At 63.3% G+C, this 23651-nt stretch carries 15 protein-coding genes; 5 read left to right on the top strand and 10 right to left on the bottom strand.

Going from position 1 to position 23651, the window contains the following annotated elements; genetic code table 11:
* Positions 1 to 609 precede the first annotated feature (609 nt).
* Both HNQ08_RS09230 and HNQ08_RS09225 read left to right on the top strand, forming a co-directional pair.
* Positions 610 to 2355, top strand: coding sequence for an ABC transporter ATP-binding protein (locus HNQ08_RS09230; RefSeq protein WP_184130493.1), 1746 nt, complete (start codon positions 610 to 612; stop codon positions 2353 to 2355).
* A gap of 454 nt (positions 2356 to 2809) precedes the next feature.
* Positions 2810 to 4543 (top strand): asparagine synthase-related protein, encoded by a 1734-nt coding sequence (locus tag HNQ08_RS09225; protein ID WP_184130490.1) that lies wholly within the window; start codon positions 2810 to 2812, stop codon positions 4541 to 4543.
* 246 nt (positions 4544 to 4789) lie between these two features.
* On the opposite strand, the gene HNQ08_RS09220 is transcribed toward HNQ08_RS09225, so the two are convergent.
* Together HNQ08_RS09220 and HNQ08_RS09215 are read right to left on the bottom strand one after the other, a co-directional pair.
* The gene (locus HNQ08_RS09220; protein WP_184130487.1) at positions 4790 to 7915 is read right to left on the bottom strand and encodes a PAS domain-containing protein; all 3126 of its coding nucleotides are present in this window, start codon (positions 7913 to 7915) and stop codon (positions 4790 to 4792) included.
* Between the two features lie 408 nt (positions 7916 to 8323).
* Positions 8324 to 9874: an FAD-dependent monooxygenase gene (locus tag HNQ08_RS09215; protein WP_184130471.1), complete on the bottom strand. Its 1551-nt coding sequence runs from the start codon at positions 9872 to 9874 to the stop codon at positions 8324 to 8326.
* Between the two features lie 615 nt (positions 9875 to 10489).
* On the opposite strand from HNQ08_RS09215, the gene HNQ08_RS09210 reads away from it, so the two are divergent.
* The gene (locus HNQ08_RS09210; RefSeq protein ID WP_184130468.1) at positions 10490 to 11584 is read left to right on the top strand and encodes a DmpA family aminopeptidase; all 1095 of its coding nucleotides are present in this window, start codon (positions 10490 to 10492) and stop codon (positions 11582 to 11584) included.
* A 639-nt stretch (positions 11585 to 12223) separates the two neighbouring features.
* On the opposite strand, the gene HNQ08_RS09205 is transcribed toward HNQ08_RS09210, so the two are convergent.
* Together HNQ08_RS09205 and HNQ08_RS09200 are read right to left on the bottom strand one after the other, a co-directional pair.
* Positions 12224 to 13390, bottom strand: coding sequence for a benzoate/H(+) symporter BenE family transporter (locus tag HNQ08_RS09205; RefSeq protein ID WP_229789864.1), 1167 nt, complete (start codon positions 13388 to 13390; stop codon positions 12224 to 12226).
* 1525 nt (positions 13391 to 14915) lie between these two features.
* Entirely contained in the window at positions 14916 to 16055 is a 1140-nt protein-coding gene (locus HNQ08_RS09200; RefSeq protein ID WP_184130465.1) for a TDT family transporter, read from the bottom strand.
* Between the two features lie 80 nt (positions 16056 to 16135).
* On the opposite strand from HNQ08_RS09200, the gene HNQ08_RS09195 reads away from it, so the two are divergent.
* Positions 16136 to 17029: a LysR family transcriptional regulator gene (locus tag HNQ08_RS09195; RefSeq protein WP_184130462.1), complete on the top strand. Its 894-nt coding sequence runs from the start codon at positions 16136 to 16138 to the stop codon at positions 17027 to 17029.
* A 495-nt stretch (positions 17030 to 17524) separates the two neighbouring features.
* Here HNQ08_RS09195 and HNQ08_RS09190 read toward each other — a convergent pair whose 3' ends face one another.
* The 3 genes from HNQ08_RS09190 to HNQ08_RS09180 all read right to left on the bottom strand — a co-directional run bounded on the left by HNQ08_RS09190 (position 17525) and on the right by HNQ08_RS09180 (position 21256).
* The gene (locus tag HNQ08_RS09190) at positions 17525 to 18787 is read right to left on the bottom strand and encodes a cytochrome P450 family protein (protein WP_184130459.1); all 1263 of its coding nucleotides are present in this window, start codon (positions 18785 to 18787) and stop codon (positions 17525 to 17527) included.
* Positions 18784 to 19398 carry a TetR/AcrR family transcriptional regulator gene (locus HNQ08_RS09185; protein ID WP_184130456.1) on the bottom strand — a complete coding sequence of 205 codons (615 nt, stop codon included), beginning with the start codon at positions 19396 to 19398 and terminating at the stop codon, positions 18784 to 18786. The genes HNQ08_RS09190 and HNQ08_RS09185 overlap by 4 nt, the downstream gene beginning before the upstream one ends.
* 919 nt (positions 19399 to 20317) lie before the next feature.
* A complete protein-coding gene (locus tag HNQ08_RS09180; protein ID WP_184130453.1) occupies positions 20318 to 21256 on the bottom strand; it encodes a patatin-like phospholipase family protein in 939 nt (312 codons plus the stop codon).
* Between the two features lie 103 nt (positions 21257 to 21359).
* On the opposite strand from HNQ08_RS09180, the gene HNQ08_RS09175 reads away from it, so the two are divergent.
* Positions 21360 to 21518: a hypothetical protein gene (locus HNQ08_RS09175; protein ID WP_184130450.1), complete on the top strand. Its 159-nt coding sequence runs from the start codon at positions 21360 to 21362 to the stop codon at positions 21516 to 21518.
* 203 nt (positions 21519 to 21721) lie between these two features.
* Here HNQ08_RS09175 and HNQ08_RS09170 read toward each other — a convergent pair whose 3' ends face one another.
* The 3 genes from HNQ08_RS09170 to HNQ08_RS28085 form a co-directional block, all read right to left on the bottom strand.
* The gene (locus HNQ08_RS09170) at positions 21722 to 22366 is read right to left on the bottom strand and encodes a type 1 glutamine amidotransferase domain-containing protein (RefSeq protein WP_268240002.1); all 645 of its coding nucleotides are present in this window, start codon (positions 22364 to 22366) and stop codon (positions 21722 to 21724) included.
* Positions 22367 to 22823: 457 nt separating this feature from the next.
* Positions 22824 to 23036, bottom strand: a complete 213-nt coding sequence (locus tag HNQ08_RS28090) for a sensor histidine kinase (protein WP_342355691.1) — start codon at positions 23034 to 23036, stop codon at positions 22824 to 22826.
* 35 nt (positions 23037 to 23071) lie between these two features.
* Positions 23072 to 23326 carry a hypothetical protein gene (locus HNQ08_RS28085; RefSeq protein WP_342355690.1) on the bottom strand — a complete coding sequence of 85 codons (255 nt, stop codon included), beginning with the start codon at positions 23324 to 23326 and terminating at the stop codon, positions 23072 to 23074.
* Positions 23327 to 23651 lie beyond the last annotated feature (325 nt).

The following is a 23651-nucleotide window of genomic DNA, read 5'->3' as shown; positions in this document are numbered from 1 at the left end:
CGCTGTTTGCCGCCACGTTCTGAACGCAGCTTATTGACGGCGACGTTAGGGAGCGGGAACAACGGAACGGGCTGGGTAGTGAAGATAGGTGATCCGAACATGCAGGTTGAGAACGCCTTGCACCCGCTGTAACGTCAAGATGTCCCTGGGAAGAGAGGCGGGATTCCTGATAAAGCAGCTCCTGTGCGATCAGGACCCTGAATGGGGTGGGCTAGGTTTGCATGCCCTTGCGGGCGACGCTGATTCTCGCTCCAGCCGCCTGGAGTTCAACAGCCCGGCCGCTGAGGCTGAAACGGTGAGACGACCTTGGCGGCGGGAGGGCACGGGTACCCAGGCCGCTTCTCACCACCGGCCACCGCGTCGCCCGCTCCTGGCCCCATAGGCCATTTAGCCCATGTTTCAGCGGATAGTGGCCGTTTAAGCTCGAGGTCAAGGGAGTTCACCATGAGACATCACATTGACCGTCATTCTGTTTTCGCCTTCTCTTGCGGAGGTCCTGACGTTCCATGCGATGCCCGTTCCTGGCCAGTCCTGGTCTGAACCTGAACCGGCTTAACCGGAAAACGCGTCTGGGTGTCTGGCCCACCGCGTTTTCTGGAGCCTTCTGTTTTGAAATCCTCACTGATCGCGTTTCTGTCGTATTACCGCCCTTACCGCCGCATCCTGTTCACTGATCTTTTCTGTGCCCTGCTGGTGGCGGGCGTCCTGCTGATCTACCCGCTGTGTGCCGGATACGTGACGCGCACCGTACTCGACACCCCCGGCCCGGCTTCTTGGGAGCAACTGTGGCGGGTGGGGCTGTTCATGCTGGGACTGCTGACCGTGCAGATTGCCGCGAACACTTTCGTGGATTACCAGGGTCACATGATGGGCACGTTCATGGAGCGTGACATGCGCCGTGATCTCTTTGTCCACCTGCAACGGCAGTCCTTCAGGTTCTTCGACTCCCGCCGGACTGGCCAGCTCATGAGCCGCGTCACGAATGATCTGTTCGACGTGGGGGAGCTGGCGCACCATGGTCCGGAAGACCTGTTTATTGCCGCGCTGCTGTTCAGTGGCGTGTTCGTGATCCTGTTTCACCTCAACCCGGCGCTGACGCTGCTGCTGTTCGCCTTCGTGCCGTTCATGGCCGCCTACGCCATTTTCTTCAACCTTCGTCTGAACCGCGCCCTGATGCAAAGTCGCGCCCGTATTGCCGACGTGAACGCGCAGGTCGAGGACACCCTGGCCGGTATCCGCGTGGTGCAGTCCTTCGCGGGGGAGAGCCTCGAGCAAAGCCGCTTCAATGTTGAGAATGAGCGGTTTGTGCGCAGCCGCAAGGCCGGGTATCACGCCGACACGTTCTTCTATCAGGGAATGACCGTCTTCACGCAGCTGATGAGTATCGCGGTCCTGGTGTTCGGCGGGCTGTCCATTCTGCGCGACACCCTGACCTTGCCAGAGCTAATCACCTATCTGATGTGCGTCGGAATTCTGATGGAACCTATTCGCCGGTTCGTGAACCTGGCGCGACTGCTCCAGGAGGGGGTCACGGGCTTCGGGCGTTTCCGTGAGCTGATGCTGATTGAGCCGGACATCACGGACGCCCCAGGGGCTCTAACCATGCAGGACCCCAGGGGGGCCATTGAATTCCGTGACGTGACCTTTCAGTACCCCAGCACATCACGGCCGGTGCTGCGAGGCATCAACCTGAAAGTGGAACCTGGGGAGTTCATTGCCCTGGTTGGCGCCTCCGGCGTGGGCAAGAGCACCCTTTGCGCCCTGATCCCCCGGTTCTATGAGGTGACGGGCGGTGAGATCCGCCTGGACGGCAGGCCCATCCGGGAGGTCACGCTGGAATCGCTGCGGCGCAGCGTCGGTGTGGTTCAGCAGGACGTGTACCTGTTCAGCGGCACGGTCATGGACAACATCCAGTACGGCAGGCCCGACGCCACTGAACTGGAAATCACCGAGGCGGCGAGGTGGGCCGGAGCGCACGAATTCATCATGGCCCTGCCTGACGGGTACGATACGGACATTGGTCAGCGCGGCGTGAAACTGTCCGGCGGGCAGAAGCAGCGCCTGAGTATCGCCCGCGTGTTCCTGAAAGACCCCGGCATCCTGATCTTCGATGAGGCGACCAGCGCCCTCGACAACGAGTCCGAAGCGGTGGTGCAGGCGTCCCTGGAACGACTCGCTGCTCACCGGACCACCATCGTCATCGCGCACCGCCTCAGCACTGTGCGCAAGGCGCACAGGATCGTGGTGCTGACCGAGGAGGGCATTGCCGAGGAGGGCACCCATGCTGACCTCATGCGGCGGGGCGGTGTCTACGCGCAGTTCCAGGCCCAGGGCGCCAGCGCCATCACCACTTAGCAGAGGCGAAAGGCTGCGGATGGGAGTGTCGTCTGAGGACAATGGGGAGGGGCTTTCAGACAGGGTGGTGAAGCTTCGAGGTCCTGAGGTGCGGCGCGGGGCATGCCCGGGTCCAGCGGCTTGCTTCACTTGGAGCCACGAATGGTCCGTCTCGCCCCGCGCAGACAGAGCCGCGTCCTGACGCTGCGCAGTGGCTGACGTGCGGGATGAGAAGAAGGCAAGTTGTATCCACACCGATGAAGTGATCTCAGCTTCACCAGCAACAGCCCCCGAAAGGGGGCGAAGTGGCCTCAAGTTGGCTCTGAGACGTGTGGGCTGACCCCCAGGAGCGGACGAGGAGGCGGGGCACTGCGCCACCGTTCGGGGTCAGACCATACAGCAACCCAGCTGTTTAGCCATGCCGGTGGCCAGGGAACCTAGGGGGAATGGAGCGGCGTGGGATAGTCTGTGACCAGTGGAGACCCGAAGCCCCAGGACCAAGGCGCAAATCACTCGTAAGGGCTTCACGCTTCGGTTGAGCCGACTGCCCCAAGGTGTGGCGGACACAGCTGAACTGACCCTGCCCCACCGACTCGATCAACCTTTTGCCCTGAGCCAGACCTGGGTGGACTTCGGCGGCGTGGGGGCTGCGTCCCTGGTCCTGCCGCAGCGTGGCCTGGCCGTGGTATTGCGGGGCGTCCTGTACAGCCACGAGTTGCAGGATGTCCTCAGCCTGTATATGCGTCACGGCCTCACCTTTGCCGATCACCTGGAAGGCTCGTTCGCCCTGATCCTGGTGGACCAGCAGGCTGGCCACATCTGGGCCGTGACGGACCGGATCGGTTCTGTGAAGGTGTATGCCGCCCAGCAGGACGGGAAGCTGCTGGTGTCCACTGACCTCAACCAACCGGCATTCACCCAGCGTCCGTTGAGCCCGGCTGGAGTGGCCTGTGCCCTGGCCAGCGGGGTTATGCTCGGCGACCTGACCGTCTACCAGGGCGTGCGGTCACTCGAGCGCGTGTGCGTCCATGACCTGAAGCCTGAGGGCGTGACCTCACGGCCCTACTGGACTTTCAGTTTCGGGCCGCCGTCACGTCGTCCGGCTGCCGAGCTGCAGGCTGAACTGGCCGGCCTGCTGCGCGCGGCGGTGGACCGGCGCCTCAGACGGGCCGGGCCGCGCGTCTTTCTGTCCCTCAGCGGGGGCTACGATTCGCGCGGGCTGCTGTCGCTGCTGAGCGGTTCGGGGCGCGAGATTCACACCTTCGCCTACAGCGATGGCCCGCCGCGGATGGACAGTGACGCGGACGTCGCCGGTCAGCTGGCCCGGCAGTATGGCGCGCGGCACGTGACCTTGCAGGCCTACCGCGGGGACCTGGACGCCACCCTGCAGCGGAACGCGGCGTGGGGTCAGGGCGTCGCCAATTTCTGCGATGAGGCTGACGCCTGGGCCGAACTGGCCGAACACGCGCCCAGTGCCATCTTTGCGGGCGAACAGCTGTTCGGCTGGTACGACCGGCCCGCGCAGACGATGACGGAACTGCTGCAGCACGCCCGCCTGCCTGATGCTCAGGCGTTGTCCGGGTTGCAGGGCGTCCTCCAGGAAGGTGACTACGCCCGGTTGCGTGACGCGTATGGCGGCGAGCTGCAGGCACTCACCCAGCGGCTGCCTTCTGGACTGGACCCCACGCAGCTCGAAACCCTGACTTACCTTGAACAGCTGGGGCCGCGCCGGCTGATGCCGTGGCGTGAGCAGTTTGCAGGCCGGGTGGCCCCTGTTCATCTCCCGTTGCTGGATGGCCAGCTGCTGGACTTCATGCAGACCCTGCCCAGGCAGCTGATTCGCGAGAAGACGTTGTTCAAGGGGGCGCTGCTGGCGCTGGATCCTGGACTGTTGAGCGTGCCGCTGGCGCGCGTTTCAGGCTACGCCCCCGACTGGAACGCCGAACTGCTGCGTCACCGCGGTGCCCTAAAACGGCAACTGGGCACGGGCCACAGCCGCCTGGACGAGTTCGTTCCGCCAGAGACGGTCATGGCCCTGCTGGACCGACTTGGGCCGGACCGGAAGAATCCAGTCCGAAGCGCCCTCGGCGCCCTGCGGCGCACCCCTCTGATGGGCGCCGCGCTGGGGGTCAGACCGCCGCTGCCCCGTCCGGTGGACCGCGCCACCCTGTTGCTGCGCCTGCTGACGCTCCGCCGCCTGGCGGAGTGAGGGGGACGCCCTATTCTGGGCCGTGCTCAGGGCGGAAGATCTTTGCCTGAAAGCTTTTGAACGAGGGAAGGAAATCACCCGCCAGGAGCGGGACATTCTCAAAAATGCGTACGGCTCCTTTGCCAGACGCCCCTGCTTTCCCAATTCACCGGCACATTTTCTCATTGGTCGGGCCGTCAGGTGCTGGCCGTCAGCCAGAGGGTGGGCCACACGACACCAGGAGCCGTAGGGCCGACAACTCCCAGGCTATGCGTGGGGCAGGGTAAAGAAGAAGGTGGCGCCCTTGCCCAAGCGTCCTTCGGCCCAGACCCGTCCGCCGTGTTTCTCAACCACACGCTTGACGTTCGCCAGGCCCACGCCAGTCCCTTCAAATTCGTCTTGGTGGTGCAGCCGCTGAAACACCCCGAACAGTTTGGAAGCCTGCCCCGGATCGAAGCCCGCCCCATTGTCCCGCACCGCAACAGTCACTTCCACCGAGGTGTTTTCCACCCACACCTCCACGGCAGCCTCCTCGCGGCCCCGGCTGTACTTCAGCGCATTGCCCAGCAGATTGGCGAACACCTGGCGCAGCAGGCCCGCGTCGGCCCGCACAGTCGGCAGGTCACCCACCTGCCACGTTACCTTCCGCTCCATCACTTCCGCAGCGAGATCGTCACGCACGGCTGCGACCAGTGCGCCCAAGTCCACGTCGGTCTTGTTCAGCTCCGTCATGCCCGCCCGTGCTAGACCCAGCAAGGCGTCGGTCAGCGTCTCCATACGGGCCGCGGCCCCCTCGATCTGTTCGACGTACCGCAGCAGACCGGGCTGGTCGCCGATCTTCCTGCGCAGCAGACCCGCGAAGGAGCTCACATGTCGCACGGGGGCGCGCAAGTCGTGAGACACGGTATACGCGAAGGCACCCAACTCCTCGTTGGCTGCCTGGAGTTCGCGGGTGCGGTCGGCCACCCGCGCCTCCAGCGACATGTTTAATTCAAGGAGTTGGGCCTGGGTCTCCCGCTGCTCGGTCACGTCGGTGTTGGTGCCGAACCAGCGCATCACCTGGCCGCCCTGGTCACGGATGGGCAGGGCACGTGAGAGGAACCAGCGGTACGTGCCGTCCTTGCCCCGCAGCGGGAAGGTGTCCTCCCACGCTTCTCCCGCCTCGACCGCACGCCTGAACTTCATCAGCACCCGCTCCACATGGTCAGGGTGATGCGCTGCCTGCCAGCCCCACCCCTGCATCTGCTCCAGCGTCGTGCCGGTGTAGTCATACCAGCGCTGGTTGTACCAGGAGATCGAACCGCTGGCATCGGCGGTCCACGCGAACTGGCTGATGTGGTCGGCCAGTTCACGGAAGCGCGTCTCGCTCTCGCGCAAGGCGCTCAGCATGGCCCGCCGCTCCTCCAGATCCAGCAACACGCCGGGGAACGACAGGGGCGTGCCGTCCTCGGCGTGGTCCACCCGGCCGCTGGCCTCAATCCAGTAGTAGCGACCGTCGCGACGCCGCACCCGGTACTGGTGCGTGTAGGGGCCCCCGCAACGGATCGCCTCATTGATCTCGGCAATCAGCCCGGCCCGGTCCTCCGGGTGCACGGTGGCAATGACCTGTTCCAGGCTCAGTCTTTCGCGCCCGACCGCAGGGTCGAGGCCAAAGTTGACGGCAAATCCCTCATCGACCGTGAAGCGGTCGCTGCGCAGGTCCCAGAACCACGTGCCCAGGATGGCCCCGGCCGCGAGCGCCAACTGGACGCGCTCGGCGTTCTCTCGCAGCGCCCGCTCGGCGGCCACCTGCGCCGTCACATCCTGCTCGGCCACCACACCGCCGATGAGCCGTCCCACGGCGTCGTGAATCGGCGCGGCGTTGTTCAGAAAAAAGCGTCGCTCCACCGAACCGAACGGCTGGTATTCCACCAGTTCACCCCGCACCGTCTTGCCCTCCAGCAGCGCCCGGGTCATGGCCCACTCGTCGGCCTCCAGGCGCTTCCCGGTGTCTGGCCACCAGCCGACCCACTCGCCGTACCCCTCCCAGTTCGTCGTCTGGGGCGCCATGCCCCACAGTTCCCGGTGTGCAGCGTTATCGCGCACCAGACGCCCCGTCTCATCGGCGATCAACACGCCCACGGGCAGCGCGTCAAGCACTGCGGAGAGCTGCGCCTCGCTCTGGGCCTGGGCAAGCTCGGCCTCTCTGCGGTCGTGAATGTCGATGGCCACCCCCAGCCACTCGCCGCCCTCCAGGGGATGTACCGTCGCTTCGTGCCACCGGTACGCGCCGTCATGTCGCCGGAATCGCACTTCACAGATGTATACCTGCCCCTTGGCGATGCCCTCGGCGCGGGCTGCCTGCACCGTCGCCCGGTCGTCAGGATGAATGACCTGTCTCCAGGCATCTCTCCAGGCGTCCCGGTCCAGCATCTCCCCCAGCCCGGTGTACTCGGCCCAGGGGCGGTTGAAGTGCATGGGGGCCTCGTCGGGGCGCGAGGTCCACACCAGTTGAGGGACAGCGTTGAGCATCGAGCGAGTCTTGATTCTGGTGGCCCGCTCCTCCTCGAACAGGCGGACACGCTCCAGAGCCTGCGCGAGCAATTCGGCCAGGAGCAGCATAAAGCGTTGGTCGGCGGCCTCTACCTCCCGCGCCTCCAGGAAGCCCAGCGTCAGCACCCCGACTGGGATCCCGTTTGCGATCAGGGGCAGCAGGGCCAGCGTTCCCGAGGGCATGTCCTGTTTCCCAACGAGGTGGGGGTAGCTCGCCGCGAACGCTTCGCCGGACAGGATCAGTGGCGCCCCGGTGCGCATCACGTCGGCGGCTGGCACGGACACCGCAGCGTCCAGGACCCGGAAGGCCCCCAAGCTCTCCTCAGGGTAGCCGTGGGCGCCCACCAGATGCAGCTCACGCTCCGCCGCATGCAGCACAGTAACGCTGGCCCGCGGAGCGTCCATGACCCGGGCGCACAGCGGCAGGGCTGCGAGGATCCCCGCTTGGTCGTGCGCCTGGGACAGCTCGGCCGTGACCGCCTGCACGCGGGCGGACTGCTCCTCGACGAGTTTGAGGGCGTGGATATCATGCGCAACCGCCAACCAGCGGCCGGGTGTCCCGGCCACAGGCTGAAATTGCACGCAAAACCAGCGTGGGCGGCCATCCTGATCGAGCAATCGCACCGCATGCTCGCCGGACCTGCCCTCCTCCCGGGAGCCCTTCCAGATCGTCAGCGCCTCCTCACGGTCCTCTGGAAACAGGAGTTCCGGGAAGCTCGCTTCCAGGCTTTCGCTGCTCAGACCGCTGTACTTCAAAAGGGCACGGTTGGCATAGATCACGCCGCCCTGGGCTTCAGTGATCCAGGCAGGGGCAATCAGCGTGTCGAGCCACAATCGAGAGGAGGTGTCAGGTGTGGGCATAGGGGGACGCTTGATGAGCATACTGCGAACTGCGGAAAGCAAGCCTACGGGGTGGAGATCCTGCGCAGTGACTGAAATCCCACAGTAATCTGAGGTCATCTGCAGACCCCAGACTTCTCCTGCCACTATTGGCACGTCCGTTGGCTTGAACGCAGCGTCGGCGAGCCGATGACCTCTAGCACGCTGATCACCACCCGTGAGCGTGAACTCGCCCACTTCGTGTGTCAGACCGTGGCGTCGCAGCGGACTGGGGCCTCTGCCTGACGGCCTGTAGTTCAGGCTTCTCGCGCTCAGGCAGGAGCACAGGGATCTGCTTTGTGACCGGCATCCTAAGGGGTGGAGTACATTGGCCAGAGCGGCTCAGGAATGCTGCAAACCGTTCCGCTGGTGACTCACGTGAGCTCCAGGTCAAACCGAAAGGGCGGTTCGCCCGTCGAAAGAGTTGTTGTGCGGCACACGGACCCAGCGGTTGACGTATGCGTCGAGCGCGTCAAGGTCAACGGTGGGGCAGGCGAGGCCGACATATCCGTCGGGCCGCACAAGGTAGATCGCGTGGGGGGAGAGGCCAGCGCGTCGTGACCGGCGGGTGCTGGGAAACACGTGCAGGGGTAGGTCATGCTGGGTGCACCACGCGAGGAATTCCGGGGCGGGTGGGCCGTACGTGTGCACCTGCCAGGTGAGGGCGCGCAGCGCGTCGTAGTTGCTGCGTCCGTCCGTGAGCGACAGCCAGGGCAGTCGGTCTCCGCCGCGGACGCGCCCCGCCGCGCCCTGGCTCAGCGGGCTCGTCGGATAGTGCAGGCGCGTTTGAGACACGGTGAGGAACAGCAGGCGCCGCACGGCCTCGGCGCTGGTCAGGAGGGGCAGCAGGGTCGGGATGGCGGCGAGCCGCACGAAACGCGCGCCGAGACTGTTCTGGACAATGCCGGTGAAGACGCGGTCGGTGGTGTTCACGAGCGAGACGGCGAATGGGCGACGTTCGGTCTCGTAGGTGTCCAGCAGGTTCTCCAGGCCGCTGTGCACGGTCTGCGCGAGCTTCCACGCGAGGTTGGCGGCGTCGCCTAGGCCGGTGTTCATGCCCTGTCCGCCGACAGGCGTGTGGACGTGCGCGGCGTCTCCGAGGATGAAAGTGCGCCCCACCCGGAAGCGGTCCGCGACGCGGTGGTGCACCCGGTAGGTGCTGAACCAGTGCAGCCGTTCCATGTGGGCAAGCCCGTTCGCTTCTAATTCGTCCCGGACCGCCTCGAATGTGGCGTTCTGCGGGGCGTCCGGGCCGAGCTGACCGACGACGCGGTGACGATCCGGCTCGGGCATCGGGAAAAACGCGAGGAAGTGGTCGTCGTCGAGACTGAGGTTCACATCTCCCTCGCGGACCTTGCCGCTGAGGGTGATGTCCGCGACGTAGAAACGCTGCTGGTACGTGCCGCCGCTGAGGGGGATGCCGAGGGCATGACGGACAGCGCTGCGGACGCCGTCGCATCCGGCGGCGTAGCGGGCGTGGACGACCTCAGGCGGTCCGTCGCGTTCCAGCGTGGCGGTCACGCCCTCGTTGTCCTGGGTGACCGTGGTGACCTCGGTATTCCAGTCGATCGCGACGCCGAGCCCGCAAAGGTGCTCGACGAGGAGTGCCTCATTCTGGTCCTGCGTGAGGATGTACAGGTAGGGGTGTGGGGTGAGGTCGTCACCGACGCCGCGCAGGCGAACGGCGCCTCGCCACTGGCCGCGCACGAAAAGGTTGAGGCGATCGAAGTGCCGCCCGCGCCGCATGGCTTCGTCCCCGAGACCGAGCTGATCGTAGAACTCGAGCGTGCGGGCCTGCACGGCGATGGCGCGCGTCTCCTGCACGGGGCCGGGTTTGGGGTCGGCAATGCGGACACGCACGCCCAGCCGGGTGAGCCACAGGGCGAGGAAGAGGCCGGTGGGGCCGGCGCCGGAGATCAAGACGTCCGTGGTGCTGGTCATGGGTTCGCTCCTTCGCTGACGGTGAGGAGGAAGAGGGCCACGAGTCGTGCGAGGGTCTTCGAGCGTGGTGAGAGATGGCCAAGGAGGTCAAGGGCGTCGGGCTCCCGAACCATAGTGGCCGATAGGAGTTCGGCCTTGTCGCTGATGCGGGCGGAGCAGGAAGGGCGTGCGCTTGGCGCGGGGGGTTCTTTGGTTGTTTAAATCTTCAAACGGAACCGTACGGGTTGACGATGCGTCTGTGAGATGGCCTTGTCAAGTCAACCTCAAAGAGATGAGCTGGCGTGTTCCCCGTGAGAGCGAGAAGACATTGCTGCGCGCGGGCTTGGCAGTGGGTTGGTCCGGTGGATGCCTGCATATACTCCGGTGCGCGGCGGCTGATGTACCCGCTCTCCTGCTGATTTTCCATTGGGCTTCTCTCTGCGCCTGAGTGTTTGGGGCTCAGGATCGTCGCTCCCTTACCGCCGCGCCGAACTTAGCTGAAGGGGGGCAAATTGCCCTGGTTCCTGGTCCGCTCGTGAGAGCTCAGTCCAGATCATCACTTTTGCTTGAGCCTGTCACTGCTTTGCGTATGAAGGACGAGAAGGTTCATGCACACGCCGTTTGCTAGCGTCATGTATGCTCCACGCTTCGACTTCCGCCCGGCGTCGCCTGCGTCAGCTGGGTATTGCTCCCGGCATCCTGCCTCCCGGTCCACACAACGCCATCACCGACGTGGCTGGGGTCCTCGTGGGTCACGAAACCCTGATCGCCGATCCCATGGTTCGAACGGGTGTAACGGCCATTGTGCCCCACTCTGGCAACCTGTTCGAGGACCGGGTTCCCGCCGGTGTCGCTATAGGTAATGGCTTCGGCAAGTTCGCCGGGTTGACCCAGGTGCAGGAACTGGGTGAACTGGAGACGCCTGTCCTCCTCACCAATACCTTGAGCGTCGCGCCGGTGATGCAGGGCACAGTGGACTGGACGCTGGACCGCAATCCACAAGCCTTAAGTGTGAACGCTGTGGTGGGCGAGACGAATGACGGCGTCGTCAACGACATCCGTGCGCGGGTCGTGACGCCCGCACACGCCATGCGCGCACTTGACGTGGCACGCGGCGGCCCGGTGCACGAGGGCTGCGTCGGCGCGGGGACGGGGACAGTGGCCTTCGGTTGGAAGGGAGGCGTCGGCACGGGTTCGCGCGTGCTCCCACCGGCACTGGGCGGGTTCACGGTGGGGGTTCTGGCGCAGGTGAATTTTGGCGGCGTCTTGCAGGTGGCTGGGCTGCCGATTGGACAGTTGATGGGACAGCACTACCTGCGCGGCGAGCTGGATCAGGGGGACGCGGACGGTTCGGTGGTGTTCGTTATCGCCACGGACGCGCCTTTGTCGGACCGCAACCTGCGCCGTCTGGCTGCCCGGTCTTTTCTGGGAATGGGCCGGACCGGTTCGGCCATGACCAACGGCAGTGGAGACTACGCGCTGGCGTTTTCAACGGCCCCCTCGGTGCGGCGCACGCCAGACAGACGGGCCGCGGCCTGGTCCCCGCTGGAATTGCCTAATGATCTGATCTCCCCACTGTTTCAGGCGGTCATTGAGGCAACGGAAGAGGCAATCCTGAATGCCCTGTGCATGGCCGTGCCCATGGACACCCATGATGGGCGGCGTATTGAGGCGCTGCCGCTGGAAGTGCTGGTGGAGGCAGCAGCGGGCAACAAGCCCTGTGGACGATGAGCGCACTGCCCGAGATTTAGGAACCCCGCCAGGACGTCCCTTACTGATTGAAAACGTAGGCCACGCTGGGGAAGTAACGGAAAACGTGGTTACCAGAACTCAAAGAGCCCACCGTGCTCGCCATCCTGCAGTGGGCGGCCGAGTTCGCCCTTGTGTCCTATGCCACGAAGATGGCCATTCGAAAGGAAAGCGTGAGCACTCTCGCGGGTGGCGCACTGCCTGTTGTAGGTGAAGATCCGATGGAGGCGTTGTGCTTTCCGAGTCACGAAAGCTGGACGGCGTCGCGTCCGGAGTTGGTCCTGTTCGGCGGCGTCTGGGCGGTTTGCTGCCTCTTGCTGAGCTGGTCCCCACAATCAGGCCGTAGTGATCTGGGGTAGCGCAGCAAAACCTGTCCGACACCATTGTTCCTTTGCGATTTGGTCAGAATTTCGGCCTCCTCGAGGCCAGACCCTGAACGCTGAGGGGCTTCACTGTCGCCGTTACCAGAATGTTGCCGTCACGACGTGGCCAGAAACGGTACGACAGGCCGCCTGTCCTTCTACTCTTCTCTGCCACCTCGCAGCCAACCACTGGCCACAACCAGTGACCGCTAAGTGCGGGCCAGCTGTCTCGTAAAGGCAGAGGGCTGGCCGTCACGGCTCACGCGCTCACCAACTGGCGCTCATGCCAGCCGCGCACGGCGGCCAGACACCACCCCAGGCCCAGGCCCCACACCGGGGCACTCACCCCCAGCCAGGTGAATGCCGAGGCGGTGAGCACCAGGGTCAGCAGGGCGGCCTCCCGCCAGCGCGGTTCGGCGGCCATCGTCCCCTCACGCCCCAGCAGCAGCGGACCCAGCAGGGCCAGCCCTGCCAGGCCCTGAAGAAGCGGTACCGGAAGCACACTGACCAGCCCCAGGACCACCCCAGCATTCAGTCCCAGTGCCAGGTACCCGGCGGCGCACGTCAGACCGGCGACAAAGCGCCTGGCCGGATCAGGATGCGCGTCTGGTCCGGTGCAGATGGCAGCGGTGATGGCACCGAGGTTGAGCGTAATGCTTCCGAACAGCGCGGCCAGCAGACCAGCCAGGCCCGTTAGGGCCACCAGCGGACGCGGGGGCACCCGGCGGTACCCACTGGCGCTCAGGATGGCCAGGCCAGGCAGGTGTTGGGAGGCGACCGCCAGGAGCACGCTGGGTACAGTAATCGCGACAAAGGCCTGCACGCTGAAAGCGGGGCGGATAAACGTCAGGTGCACGTTGAGAAGGGCACCGCCAGGATGCACCGCGCCTGTAAACACGGCTGCCCCCACACCTGCAAGCAATGCCAGGGGCACAGCCCAGCGGGGCGCGAATGCCCGGCCTAGCAGATAGGCGACGAGCATGGGAATCAGGAGGGCGGGGGCCGTTGGAATCGCGGTGAGACCCCGCAGCACGAACGGCAACAGCACCCCGGCGAGCAGGGCGGCGGCCAGCGGGGGGGGAAGATGACGGGCGATCCAGTCGAAGAGCCCGGTCAGCCCAAGGAGGGTCAGAATCAGGGCGGCGAGCAGAAGGGCGCCGACAGTCTCCCCGGGCGTGAAGCGGGGCCCCTCAGCGATCAGGACGGTGAGTCCGGCAGTGTTCCAGCCGAGGATGATGGGTGCGCGGAAGATCAGGCACAGGGCGGCGCCGGACAGGGCGAGAGCGATGTACATGCTGGCAAGGCTGCTTACCGACTGCTCGGGGGTGAAATTCACAGCGTCGAACATCTGGACGAACAGAGGCAGGTTGCTGGCGCCGCTGACCAGCACGGCGATCAGCCCGGCCATCACGGCGGTGAGGGGCAAAGGTCTCAACGTAGGGATCTCCTGAAAGGGAAGGCACGGAGGCGGCAAAGCCGTGAGGGGGCGAAAAGGCCTCGTTGATGATGCCTCCTGACCAATGGGACTGTAACTGGCCTGTCCTTGCAGCGGAAGTCGACTGGTCTACCTCTAATTCTCAACTGGAACGTATGCCAGATGCCGTCTTCGTGTCAGCGGTTCGTATCCTACCCGGCAGTCAAATCGGCTTGACCTGCTCCTAGACGCCGAGGTGGCTTTTGAACGGGTCTGCACGGCGATCGAGACCGCCACACACCGCGTCTGGAGGGCAATCACATTCATGTGGCCCACGTCTTCTTTTCCCGGTAGGTGGGGATGCCACTGAACTTCCTGAACCATGCGGCTGAATGTGGGATCGATCTCTGGCTGCTCTTCCGGCGTCCAGACGACCAAACTGCGAACCTGCACATCAACGCCTTCTGGGGCGCTTCCGGAACATTTCGAGCAGCTGAGCCACCTGGATCCCGAGGTTAGCGTTCGCTGGGACTGAACTCCTCCTGGGTATTACTAGCACCAGAAACTTTGGGTGTTGGACACTGGCAGCGCTGATCGGGTGGCCTCAGTCCACATTCTTTTGCCAGGTTTGGGCATCACGCGTCAGGACAGAATCACGATCTCTATGTTGAACTGTGTGGCCCGGCCCAGGTGGCATCTGGAGCCGAAACGATGCCGCTGATCTACAATTTGCGACTGTCTTACCCTCTATACGAGGGCACGTCGAAGTTCAGATCCAACGCAGCATCCACTCCAATCACTGTCAGGATAGTCATACCCCTGTGGGCGGACGTTCATTTGACATCGCTGCGGATGAATGGACGATCATCGCGGAGTATTGCCGGGTCACTCAGCTCTCGTCGGACGATATACATGGGATCAATATCAGGAGGTCTCTCTGATGCGGTTGAGGCGCTCCATGGCGCGCTTCAACAAGGCGTTGAGGTCGCCCTAGTGTTGTCCGCGCACCCAGACCTGGCACCCGCCGATATACCGCGCCGGAACGCCGGGCCTTCCTTGAAGGTCACTCTGCCCTGGCCGGGTATTTCAATTTCACGCTGGCGGATCTTGTAGGACAAGACGATTTGGGGCAGCGGCATGGGGCGCGAATTCATTCCAAGCTGATGCTCGTAGATGACGAGTGGGGCGCGGTGGGGTTGGCGAATCTGCACCAGTTCTCTGCGGCTGGAAATGGCGAATTGAATGCGATGTTCTGGGCGCTGTGGACGGCTCGGACCTTCAGCTATATTTGGAGCGCGACCTGCCGCTCCACAAGAGGTTGAATGGGTGGTAACAAGCTGTAGGGGAAGGGTGACGCGGTGCCCAGCGGTCAGGTGCTTCCTAGCTCCCGACTTCCCTCGCGGTGATCGCCTCTGCGCCGCCAAAAGGTCAGGGAGTTATAGCCCCATGCTGATCTTGCTCAGCTTGACTCGATGGTGCCAGACTTGAGCAGATTGGACCAAGACCGTGAGATGCGGGTGCGGCGCAGGTGTAGGACTCAGGCGCGGGGCAGGCCGGTGGCAGGCGAGACGAGGACGCTTCCCAGCAGCTCCCCACGCCAGACCCCCTGTGCAGTGCGAACTGTGACCATCAGCCAGAGGATCACCAGCAGGGGGACAAACACATATCCCAGGCCGGTGAAAAACGCCAGGTGGGTCAGGCTGCCCAGGTTGAAGGTGGCGGCGGTGAAGACGCCCAGCGGGAAGGTGAAGGCCCACCAGCCCAGGTTAAAGGGCAGGCCCTGCCTGATGAAGCGCAGCGTGGTCAGGCAGGCCAGGGCCAGCCACCAGGTCCCGAAGCCCCACAGCATCAGGCCGCCCAGTAGTCCGGCGCCCGTCAGAACTGGGCTGAATGCCTCCAGGCCTTGCGCGGCCAGCACGCGGGGGGCGGCCTCGCCCAGTTGCAGCAGGGCCAGCGCCCCGGTGCCAAGCGGCCCGAGGGGCAAGAACATGCTCACGCCCAGTTCGGCGGGGGGAAGCTTGTGTTGTGCCAGCCGCAGCATAAATACGGTCAGGATCATCAGCGCGATCGGTACCGACAGCGCAAACAGTACGTAGCCGCTGTACAGCAGCGGTATGGCGGCGACCGTCCCCAGTTGCGGCGCGATCTGCCCGGCGCTGGCGGCGGCCACTTCCGACGCCACGACAGGCAGCAGCCACAGGGCCGTCATGCGTTCGAGGGCGTGGTCCTGGCGGGTGAACATCAGGTACGGCACCAGCAGGCCCACTCCTGCCGCCAAGACCGCGTCAAAGATCCACAGATTGCGGGCCAGCAGCGCCGCGTCCATTCCCCAGCGCGGCACCCCGAAGACGATCAGACCGTTGATGATGGTCGCCAGTCCCATCGGGATGGCGCCCAGGAACATGCTCTGGGCTGGGTGGCGCAGGGTGGCGCGGCTGTCTGCGGGACACAGCGCGATGCGGGCGAGCGACAGCACAGTCAGCACGGCGAAGATCAGCATGTTGAGCACCCACAGGCCCTCACCCAGCGCTGCGGTACCGGGCAGGGGCAGGTGGGGCAGCATCAGCGAGACGATGCCGGTGCCCATGCTGGCGGTAAACCAGTTCGGCGTCAGACCGCGCAGCACGTTCCTGATGGTGGGGAGCAAAGCGTCTGGGGCAGAGGGGCGGGTAACCATAAGCTCAGCCTAGGGGCGCCTCTTTATAAACTCAAATAGACCTTCGCGATATAAATCTAAATTTCATGTATATCTGAAGCATGGCACTGAACCCCGAGCACCTGCTGACTTTCGTGCGGGTGGCCCGCCACGGCAACCTGAGCGCGGCGGCGGTGGAACTGAACCTGACACAACCCGCTGTCTCCAACCAGATTAAACTGCTGACCCAGGCGGTAGGGGAGCCGCTGTTGACCCGCCATCGCTACGGCGTCCGGCTGACTCCGACGGGTCAGGGTCTGCTGCCGCACGCGGTAGCTGCCGAACGTGCGCTGATTGGCGCTACACGCTATGCCGCTGACCTGCGCGGCCTGGAGACAGGCACACTGAACATCGCGGCCAGCAGCACCATTGCGGCGGCCCTGTTGCCCGAAGTGCTGGCGCAGTACCACGCCCGCTTCCCAGGGGTAACCCTGCGCGTTCAACAGGGCAACACCCAGGAGGTGCTGGCTGCGCTGATGGGCGGAGCGTGTGAGCTGGCACTGATTGAGGGGGCTGCCGGAGCGCTGCCTGCCGATCTGACGCGGCGAACTTTCGCCCGTGACACCCTCCGGCTGGTGGTGGCCCCGCAGCATCCGCTGGCGCAGCATCAGGCCCTGACTTCCGCGCACCTGAGCGGGCTGGGGCTGGTCTGGCGTGAGCTGGGATCGGGCACCCGTGAAGTGGCGTGGGCGGCGCTAGAGCGTGCGGGTATCGTTACCCAGGACGTGCTGACCCTGACGGGCAGTGAAGCGGTCAAGGAAGCCGTGATCAGCGGTCTGGGGGCGGCTTTTTTGTCGGAACTGATTGTCCGGCGGGAGCTGGCGTCAGGGGTGCTGGTTGGCCCGCGTGTGCATCTGCCGGGCCTGAGCCGCAATCTGGAGGTGGTGAGCGCCTCGCCAGAGCTGCTGTCCAGCGCGGTGCAGGTGTTCGTGACTCTGCTGCGGCCAACCGGGTGACGGCTCTGCGTTCCGCGACAGGGCGAGGCGCACCATAGGTTTTGGCTCGAAGGCTGCTGGATGGAGGGTCCGGACCATGCGGTGCTCGCGCCGGATCACTTCGAGATGTGGTCCGGCGCGAGCATTCGAGTATGGTGCGGCCGCCGCTGGTGGCTGGCGCGACGACGTAAGGGATGTAGTTCTGCTGCGGAGCGGCCAGGAGCGTAGTGTCGCCGAGGACGGCCCTGACCTCCATGCAAAGCTCGGTGAGTGTCAACAGCACAGCGTCCGGGGACTCTGCGCACCGGGTATACAACAGCGCAACAGTTGAACTGGCTCAGGTTGTGGCGAGTTGATGGGGTAGGGTGCCGCCGTGTTCAAGGGTGAGCACTGTCGATGTGACCGCCTCTGCGTCCGATGCCTTCTTGCTGCTTCACCCTGAGCAGTGGGGTTTGGAAGAACTCCTGTTGGAAGGGAGCGGCGCTAGTCATACAATGATTCGTTGAGGTCTACCCACTAGAGCATGACTGGAAGGCGCTCTAAACCTCGCACAACAAAGCCCCGGCGCCACGTCAGCCTGTCAGCACGCACCGCCAGCTGCAGGTTCGAGGCCCTGTCTACCAGAGTGCCGAGAGCGATCTGCGCTTCAAGGCGAGCCAGGGGCGCGCCAAGGCAATAATGCATGCCCAGCCCAAAACCGAGATGTCTGTTGTTCGCGCGTCCAAGGTCCAGCGTGTTCGGTTGCTCGAACTGAGCCGCGTCTCGGTTGGCCGAAGCCAGAACCCCGATAACCAGTTCCCCTTTCGGGATGTGGACGCCAGCAATCTGGAGATCGTGCGCAGCGTAGCGTTCCGTACTTTGCTCGACAGGAGCGACGAAGCGCACCAGTTCCTCCACTGCGGGCTTGATCAGGGCCGGATCGCTCCGGAGCCGTTCCAGTTGGTCCGGATGCTGGATAAGGGCGAGGGCGCCGCTTCCAATCAGATTCACCGTTGTTTCGTGGCCAGCGGAGAGCAGCAGGAAGATCATGGAGAGTATTTCGTCGTCATTCAACGCGTCCTGTTTCTCCTGAGCAATAACCAGCGCGGAAATGAGATCGTTTTGGGGTGACGTCCGGCGGTCTCTTACAAGGCGCCGCATATACGAAAGGAAGGAAAGGATGGACGGCACCGCCAGCAGCGGATTGCGGTCACCGATTGAGATGAGCGCTCTGGTCCAGGCGCTAAAGCGTTTGTGATCCTTGTCTGGCACTCCAAGCAGGCGCCCGATAACCAGGAGCGGGACGGGCAGGGCAAACTCGCTGATCAGATCTGCAGATCCACGGCGTTGGGCAGCGTCCAGAGCGTCATCAGCTGCCTGCTGCGCGAGACCACGCATCCGCTCGACGGTTCGAGGCGTGAAGGCCTGATGTACAAGCACCTTGAGGCGGTCGTGGGCGGCACCGTCAATGCTGAGCAATCCCGTTTGCAGCACCTTGAATGGTCCAGGCAAGTTTGTGCCCGGGGCCTTGCGGAGTTGCTCGGGCGTCATGGCGTTGCGGGGGTTTTTAACAAAGGACTCGTCATCCTTGAGTAATGCCAGCACATCGTGGTAGCGCGTAACGAGCCATGCCCGTTGGGCCCGATTGGCGATACGGAGCGTGACTGGAAACACTGGAGCGTCTTCACGCAGCCGCTGGTAGAAACCGAATGGATTGGCTTTGAAGGTCCCGGCAGTGATGTCGGTCCCGGCGAGGGTTGTGAGGGGGGCGGTGAGGTAATCGGCAGTGGCAAGGGTCATACCTTCACTCCATTCAGGCCGTCGAGCAGCAAGCCGGCGAGCAGATCAGGGACGTCCTCCCAGTGCGATTCAAGAAGGTCGTCTTGCAAGGCGCGTTGCACAATGACGCCAAAAATCAGACTGGACATGGCGCGGACCTGAAGTTCCAGCTCTGTCTGGCTCCGCCATTCACTGAACACAATCTGGCTGAGAAAACCTTTGATTGAGTCGAACATGGGCTCGAGAATGGCGGCTTGGAACCGCTCTGCGAAGGTGCGGTTGACCAGGGCTTCGGATAAAATGATGCGGAAGAGCTCCGCGTTGCCGTGGGTGAATGCGGCCAATGGTTGGCGTAGAGCGGCGCTTAAGAATGCGTGTGGGCTTTGCTGGGGGGCAGGGGAGGGCCTGGTTACTGTCTGCGCCTGCGCGGTCATAAGGTTAAAAAGCCCCAAGAGAAGGGCTTCTTTACTCTCGAAGTACGTATAGACGGAGCCGTGAGCCACGCCAGCGGTGGCCGCTACATCTTTAATAGTGGAGGCATGAAATCCCTTCTGGGCGAAGACCTGGGCGGCAGCTTTGAGAATGTGCTGCTGTTTCGTCACTGTCAGTTGAGTTTGCAGTTGTTTTTTCATGGGACCTCCTGAGGTAAAACGTTTTGGTGGCTGGGCTCCGAAGTCCGGTTGGGCTACCACAGAGCATGGAGCGGGCGCGTGCATTGCAGCGCGTTGAAGGAGAGAGGAGAGATCAATTCCAAACGTGTTAGTTCCTGTGACTGACCAATCAATCATGCGATTGATTAGTCAGTCAACTGTGAGTGTGCTTTTGAGGTATTCAAGCGCAATTTGTCTCATCCAACTATAAACATGTCAATTATTTAATTGACGTTAAACAACAAGATTAAATGTGTTGGATCTGTTTTAATTCCCATGTTCTTGCTCGGGCATAGGCCTATGAAAGTAACCCAAAGCAACTATTTATATGTTCTATAACGTCGTTTAAATAGGAGCCGCTCTTCCAAGTGAGCATTACATTCACTAAATTCTCCACAGGAGCCGCTTCTAATCAGAAAAGGGGCGTTCTACTCATTGGCTGATTCGGAGCGTCAACCACTAGAACCACGCTCCACAACGTCGGCCCCTAGCGCGGTCAAGAACATTGCAGGCAATCCAGACCGGACAAGCCATACGACAGGCGTCCGGGAAAGACCACTCCACGGCCGAGCTCCCCCTTGATTTCCAAATTCAGGAACAGCAGATTATCAACGAAAGGGACGGACAACCCAGGTAAGGAGGCCTGTAGATCTGGGAAGCGGAGCATTCAGGCATGTACAAGCGACGAGATACAACACAAGTCACGCACCGATTTTCCAAAAGCGTCGACAGGTTCAAACGCGCCTAATTCATCAGCGCATCCAGACGGAATGACACAACAATCTGAGCCTTATGCGAGTGAGGGAAGCCCCGCTCATTCCTTTCTCAATGCCTGCGCCAGCATCTCACGCCGTCCGGGGGACACACCGTACCGGAAGGTTCGAACGTAAGCCTCAAAATCTCAGGTCTCCAGAAAATGCACGGCAGCCTCGCGGCCAGAGGTGTACAGCGCCAGCGCACGCTCGGGCGACAGGTCGAACTCGGTGGTGCCCACGCCCAGGTTGGGAATTGCAACGGTACGAACGAAATCCGCCGATTCCAGATACTGACGGTCCCGCGCCTGCAATACCGTGGACACCAGGCTTTTCAGGTAATCGGTCAGGCCCGACTCGGGTGGCAGCAGCTCGCCGCCCAGGGCGTCACGCGGGTGTTCATCCACCAGCAGCAGGCCCAGGGTCGGCCAGCGTGGCGTGCCTGGCACGTCGAAGGCCCACACCGGAAAGTTCGACAGCAAGCCGCCATCTACCAGCAGGTGTTCACGGCCCGTCTGGGGATGGCGCCAGCGCACCGGCTCAAAGTAAAGCGGCAAGCTGGCGCTCATGCGCAGCGCAGCAGCAACCTCCAGTTCATCCGGCGATACGCCTAGCCGAGCTGCGTCACGGGGCAACAGCAGAATGCGGCGCTCGGTCACGTCAGAGACGACCACCTGCAAGCGGCACTGGCCCTCAAAGGTCGGCAGATCGGCAAAAGTCTGCACGCCGCGCCGCAGCAGCCGCTCCCGCACCCAGTCTGCGAGGGCTTCCCCTTCGTAGAGTCCGAAGTCCAGGCCGAGGCTCAGCAGTGGTCCAACCACGGGCACGCGGTCCTCCCAGCCGGTATCGCGCAAGCTGGAGAACGCAAACGACAGCAGATCGTCGCGCAACTCCTCCGGCGTGTAGCCCGCCACGTAAAGGGCCGCCACGATGGCCCCCGCCGAGGTGCCGGCCACCCGTAGCGCCCGGTAACCGTGTGCAGTCAGGACCTCGAGGGCGCCGACCAGCGCAATGCCCTTGATGCCCCCACCCTCGAAGACCAGATCCACGTCAGGCGGCTGGGAAGCGAGCACGTGTGGGGCAGACATGCGCCCCATTGTGCACCGCCCAGGAACAGTCCGGTGCGTGGAGGCCTGGGGTCATGAGGCCCACTAACAGTGAAGGAGAGCTCTGACTTCTCTAGACTGGCCGGTGTCCCAGGTTCAGCTCCGACGCGCACCACTGCAACTTCACCGCGCTGCCATCCTGCTGAACCTGCCGGGGTTTGTTGGGGTGCGCGGCTGGCAGGCGCTCGGCGCAGGCGGACGCTTCACCGCAACTGGCTGCGGCAGGGCTGAGCCGTCCCCATGACCACCATCAGACCTGTTTCAGCTCCTCCAACCGGCTCATGCTCCACTGCGAGCGGAGCGCTTGTCAGGCCCCTAAGATTTAGGGCTCAGCTCCCTGACAACGAGTTGTTAAAAGTCGGAACACGGTCAATGGAGGAAGTGATCTAAAGGGCACCCTTGATGTGACACTGAATGGTGCAATATGCGTGGCGCTCAGCTTCTGCGTCAGGTGTGTCGTCTCCTCATAGTCCAGATGCTTACATCGAGCACGGCGAGTTCAGCGGCTCCCCGTAAGGAAGGGCGTGGCAACCACTTCAGGGCGCCAACGGTCAACTGAGGTGGAGTCTCTCGCTGGGGAGACGATTCTCCCTGCCCGGTCTGCACCGGGAGAGGGCCTGCTCCGGCGAAAAGGTCCCGCATCGCCCGGACGAATGGGGCGATGTCCTGTGGACCCCGGCTCGACACCCAGTTGCCATCCCGCACAACCTCCTGATCCAGCCAGGTCGCTCCAGCGTGAACGAGATCATCCCGGATGCCCGGCCAGGAGGTCAACGTCCGTCCGCGCATTCGTCCCGCCGAGGCAAGAAGCCATGGGCCGTGACATAGGGTGGCGATAGGCTTCCCTACGGCGTCAAACGCGCGCGTGAATTCCCGGGCAGCCGCAGATTGCCGCAGAAGATCAGGGTTAATAAAGCCGCCCGGAATCAGGAGGCCGTCATAGTCCCGTGGCGTGGCTTCATCCAGGGTTCTGGACACCCGCACGCGACCTGCGGGCTCATGGAGATTCATTCCACGGATGCGTCCCCGGCGTAGGGAAATGATGTCCACGGCTGCGCCAGCCGCACGCAGGGCCGCCACAGGGACTGTCAGTTCGACCTACTCGAAGCCGTCGGTCACCAGCACCGCGATGCGGCGGTCCCGCAGTTTTCGGGGCATCAGCCTTCCCCAGATGACACGAAGTGCGGATGCATTGTTCGTAGACGTACTGGCCTTATCTGAACTGGGAACGTCATCAAGCGACCAGCATGAGACGGGATAAACACTGGCCAGATCTCCATCGCGTGAAAAGCTCTTGACCTCATTGAATTGCTGACCTTCAGCCGGTTAAAGACCCTCATTGGGGCTCAAGGTTGACACGGTTTCCTGACAGGCGGCTAGGTAGAGTTGGTAGCCCCCACCCGGTGGGCCCTCTGTTAGGCAGCGTCAAACACCAACCAGAGGATCCTCGGAGACAGACCAGGGCAGCAAGATTCGTGTGCATCTCATGCTGCTGCCATGGCAGAAGCGCTGTGGAAGCGCCACGGCGGCTGGCTCGCCATACGGAGTCTCAACGCGGCTTCGAGAGGGTGAAGCTGAACACGGCGCCTCCTCCTGGCTGACCTCCTGCTGACACCCGACCGCCATGTCTGGAGACGATGCGGCGCACGTTCGCCAACCCCACGCCCATGCCCTCGAACTCGTCAGCGCGGTGCAGCCGCTGAAATACCCCGAACAACTTGTCCGCGTACTTCGGGTCGAATCCGGCCCCGTTGTCCCGCACAAATACCACCTGGTGCGGGGCTCTTCCGCCCAGACCTAGATTACCGCCAGTTCCCGCAGGTCGGTGTACTTCAGCGCGTTCGACAGCAAATTCTGCATGACCTGACGGAGAAGATCATGATCGCCCGTCACTAGGGGAAGCCGCCCCACCCGGCATTCAACCCGCCGGTCCACAAGGTCCAGCTCCATGTGCACCGCCGCGCCCAGCGCTTTCAGGTCTACCAGCCTGACCCGCAACGGCAGCCGTGACGTGCGCGGCATGTCCAGCATCGCGTCAATTAGAGTATTCATGCGCCCGGCCGCGTCATCAAGCGAGCTTAGCTTCAACCAACAGAAGGGCCACAGTTCTCATTGCTCTTGACCTACTTGTGGCTAAGTCATTCCTTCATGAACTTTGCCGTTGTCTTGCAAAGCCATAGGTCAGAGCGCAGGCTGTGGTTACCCACAATTGAGTGCCTTGACCTCAGCCGGTCTGGTTGCGCTGACCCCTTCTGTCGTGGGACGAGGTGCTGTCTATGGAAAAGCGTCATCCTGGCCGTGTCCTGATCGGTGCTGGCCTCACCTTGCTGCTCGCCGCCTGTTCCCCGTCCGCTCCACCCACTGAAACGGAAGTCAA

Source organism: Deinococcus humi, from assembly GCF_014201875.1.
GTDB lineage: Bacteria > Deinococcota > Deinococci > Deinococcales > Deinococcaceae > Deinococcus > Deinococcus humi.
The sequence above is the reverse complement of the archived record's forward strand: the minus strand, read 5'-3'. Positions and strand labels throughout refer to the sequence as shown.

Coding starts and splice junctions, on each gene's coding strand:
- HNQ08_RS09220 (WP_184130487.1), bottom strand. CDS start 7,915: ATGCCCACACCTGACACCTCCTCTCGATTGTGGCTCGACACGCTGATT.
- HNQ08_RS09215 (WP_184130471.1), bottom strand. CDS start 9,874: ATGACCAGCACCACGGACGTCTTGATCTCCGGCGCCGGCCCCACCGGC.
- HNQ08_RS09210 (WP_184130468.1), top strand. CDS start 10,490: ATGCTCCACGCTTCGACTTCCGCCCGGCGTCGCCTGCGTCAGCTGGGT.
- HNQ08_RS09200 (WP_184130465.1), bottom strand. CDS start 16,055: ATGGTTACCCGCCCCTCTGCCCCAGACGCTTTGCTCCCCACCATCAGG.
- HNQ08_RS09195 (WP_184130462.1), top strand. CDS start 16,136: ATGGCACTGAACCCCGAGCACCTGCTGACTTTCGTGCGGGTGGCCCGC.
- HNQ08_RS09190 (WP_184130459.1), bottom strand. CDS start 18,787: ATGACCCTTGCCACTGCCGATTACCTCACCGCCCCCCTCACAACCCTC.
- HNQ08_RS09185 (WP_184130456.1), bottom strand. CDS start 19,398: ATGAAAAAACAACTGCAAACTCAACTGACAGTGACGAAACAGCAGCAC.
- HNQ08_RS09180 (WP_184130453.1), bottom strand. CDS start 21,256: ATGTCTGCCCCACACGTGCTCGCTTCCCAGCCGCCTGACGTGGATCTG.
- HNQ08_RS28085 (WP_342355690.1), bottom strand. CDS start 23,326: ATGAATACTCTAATTGACGCGATGCTGGACATGCCGCGCACGTCACGG.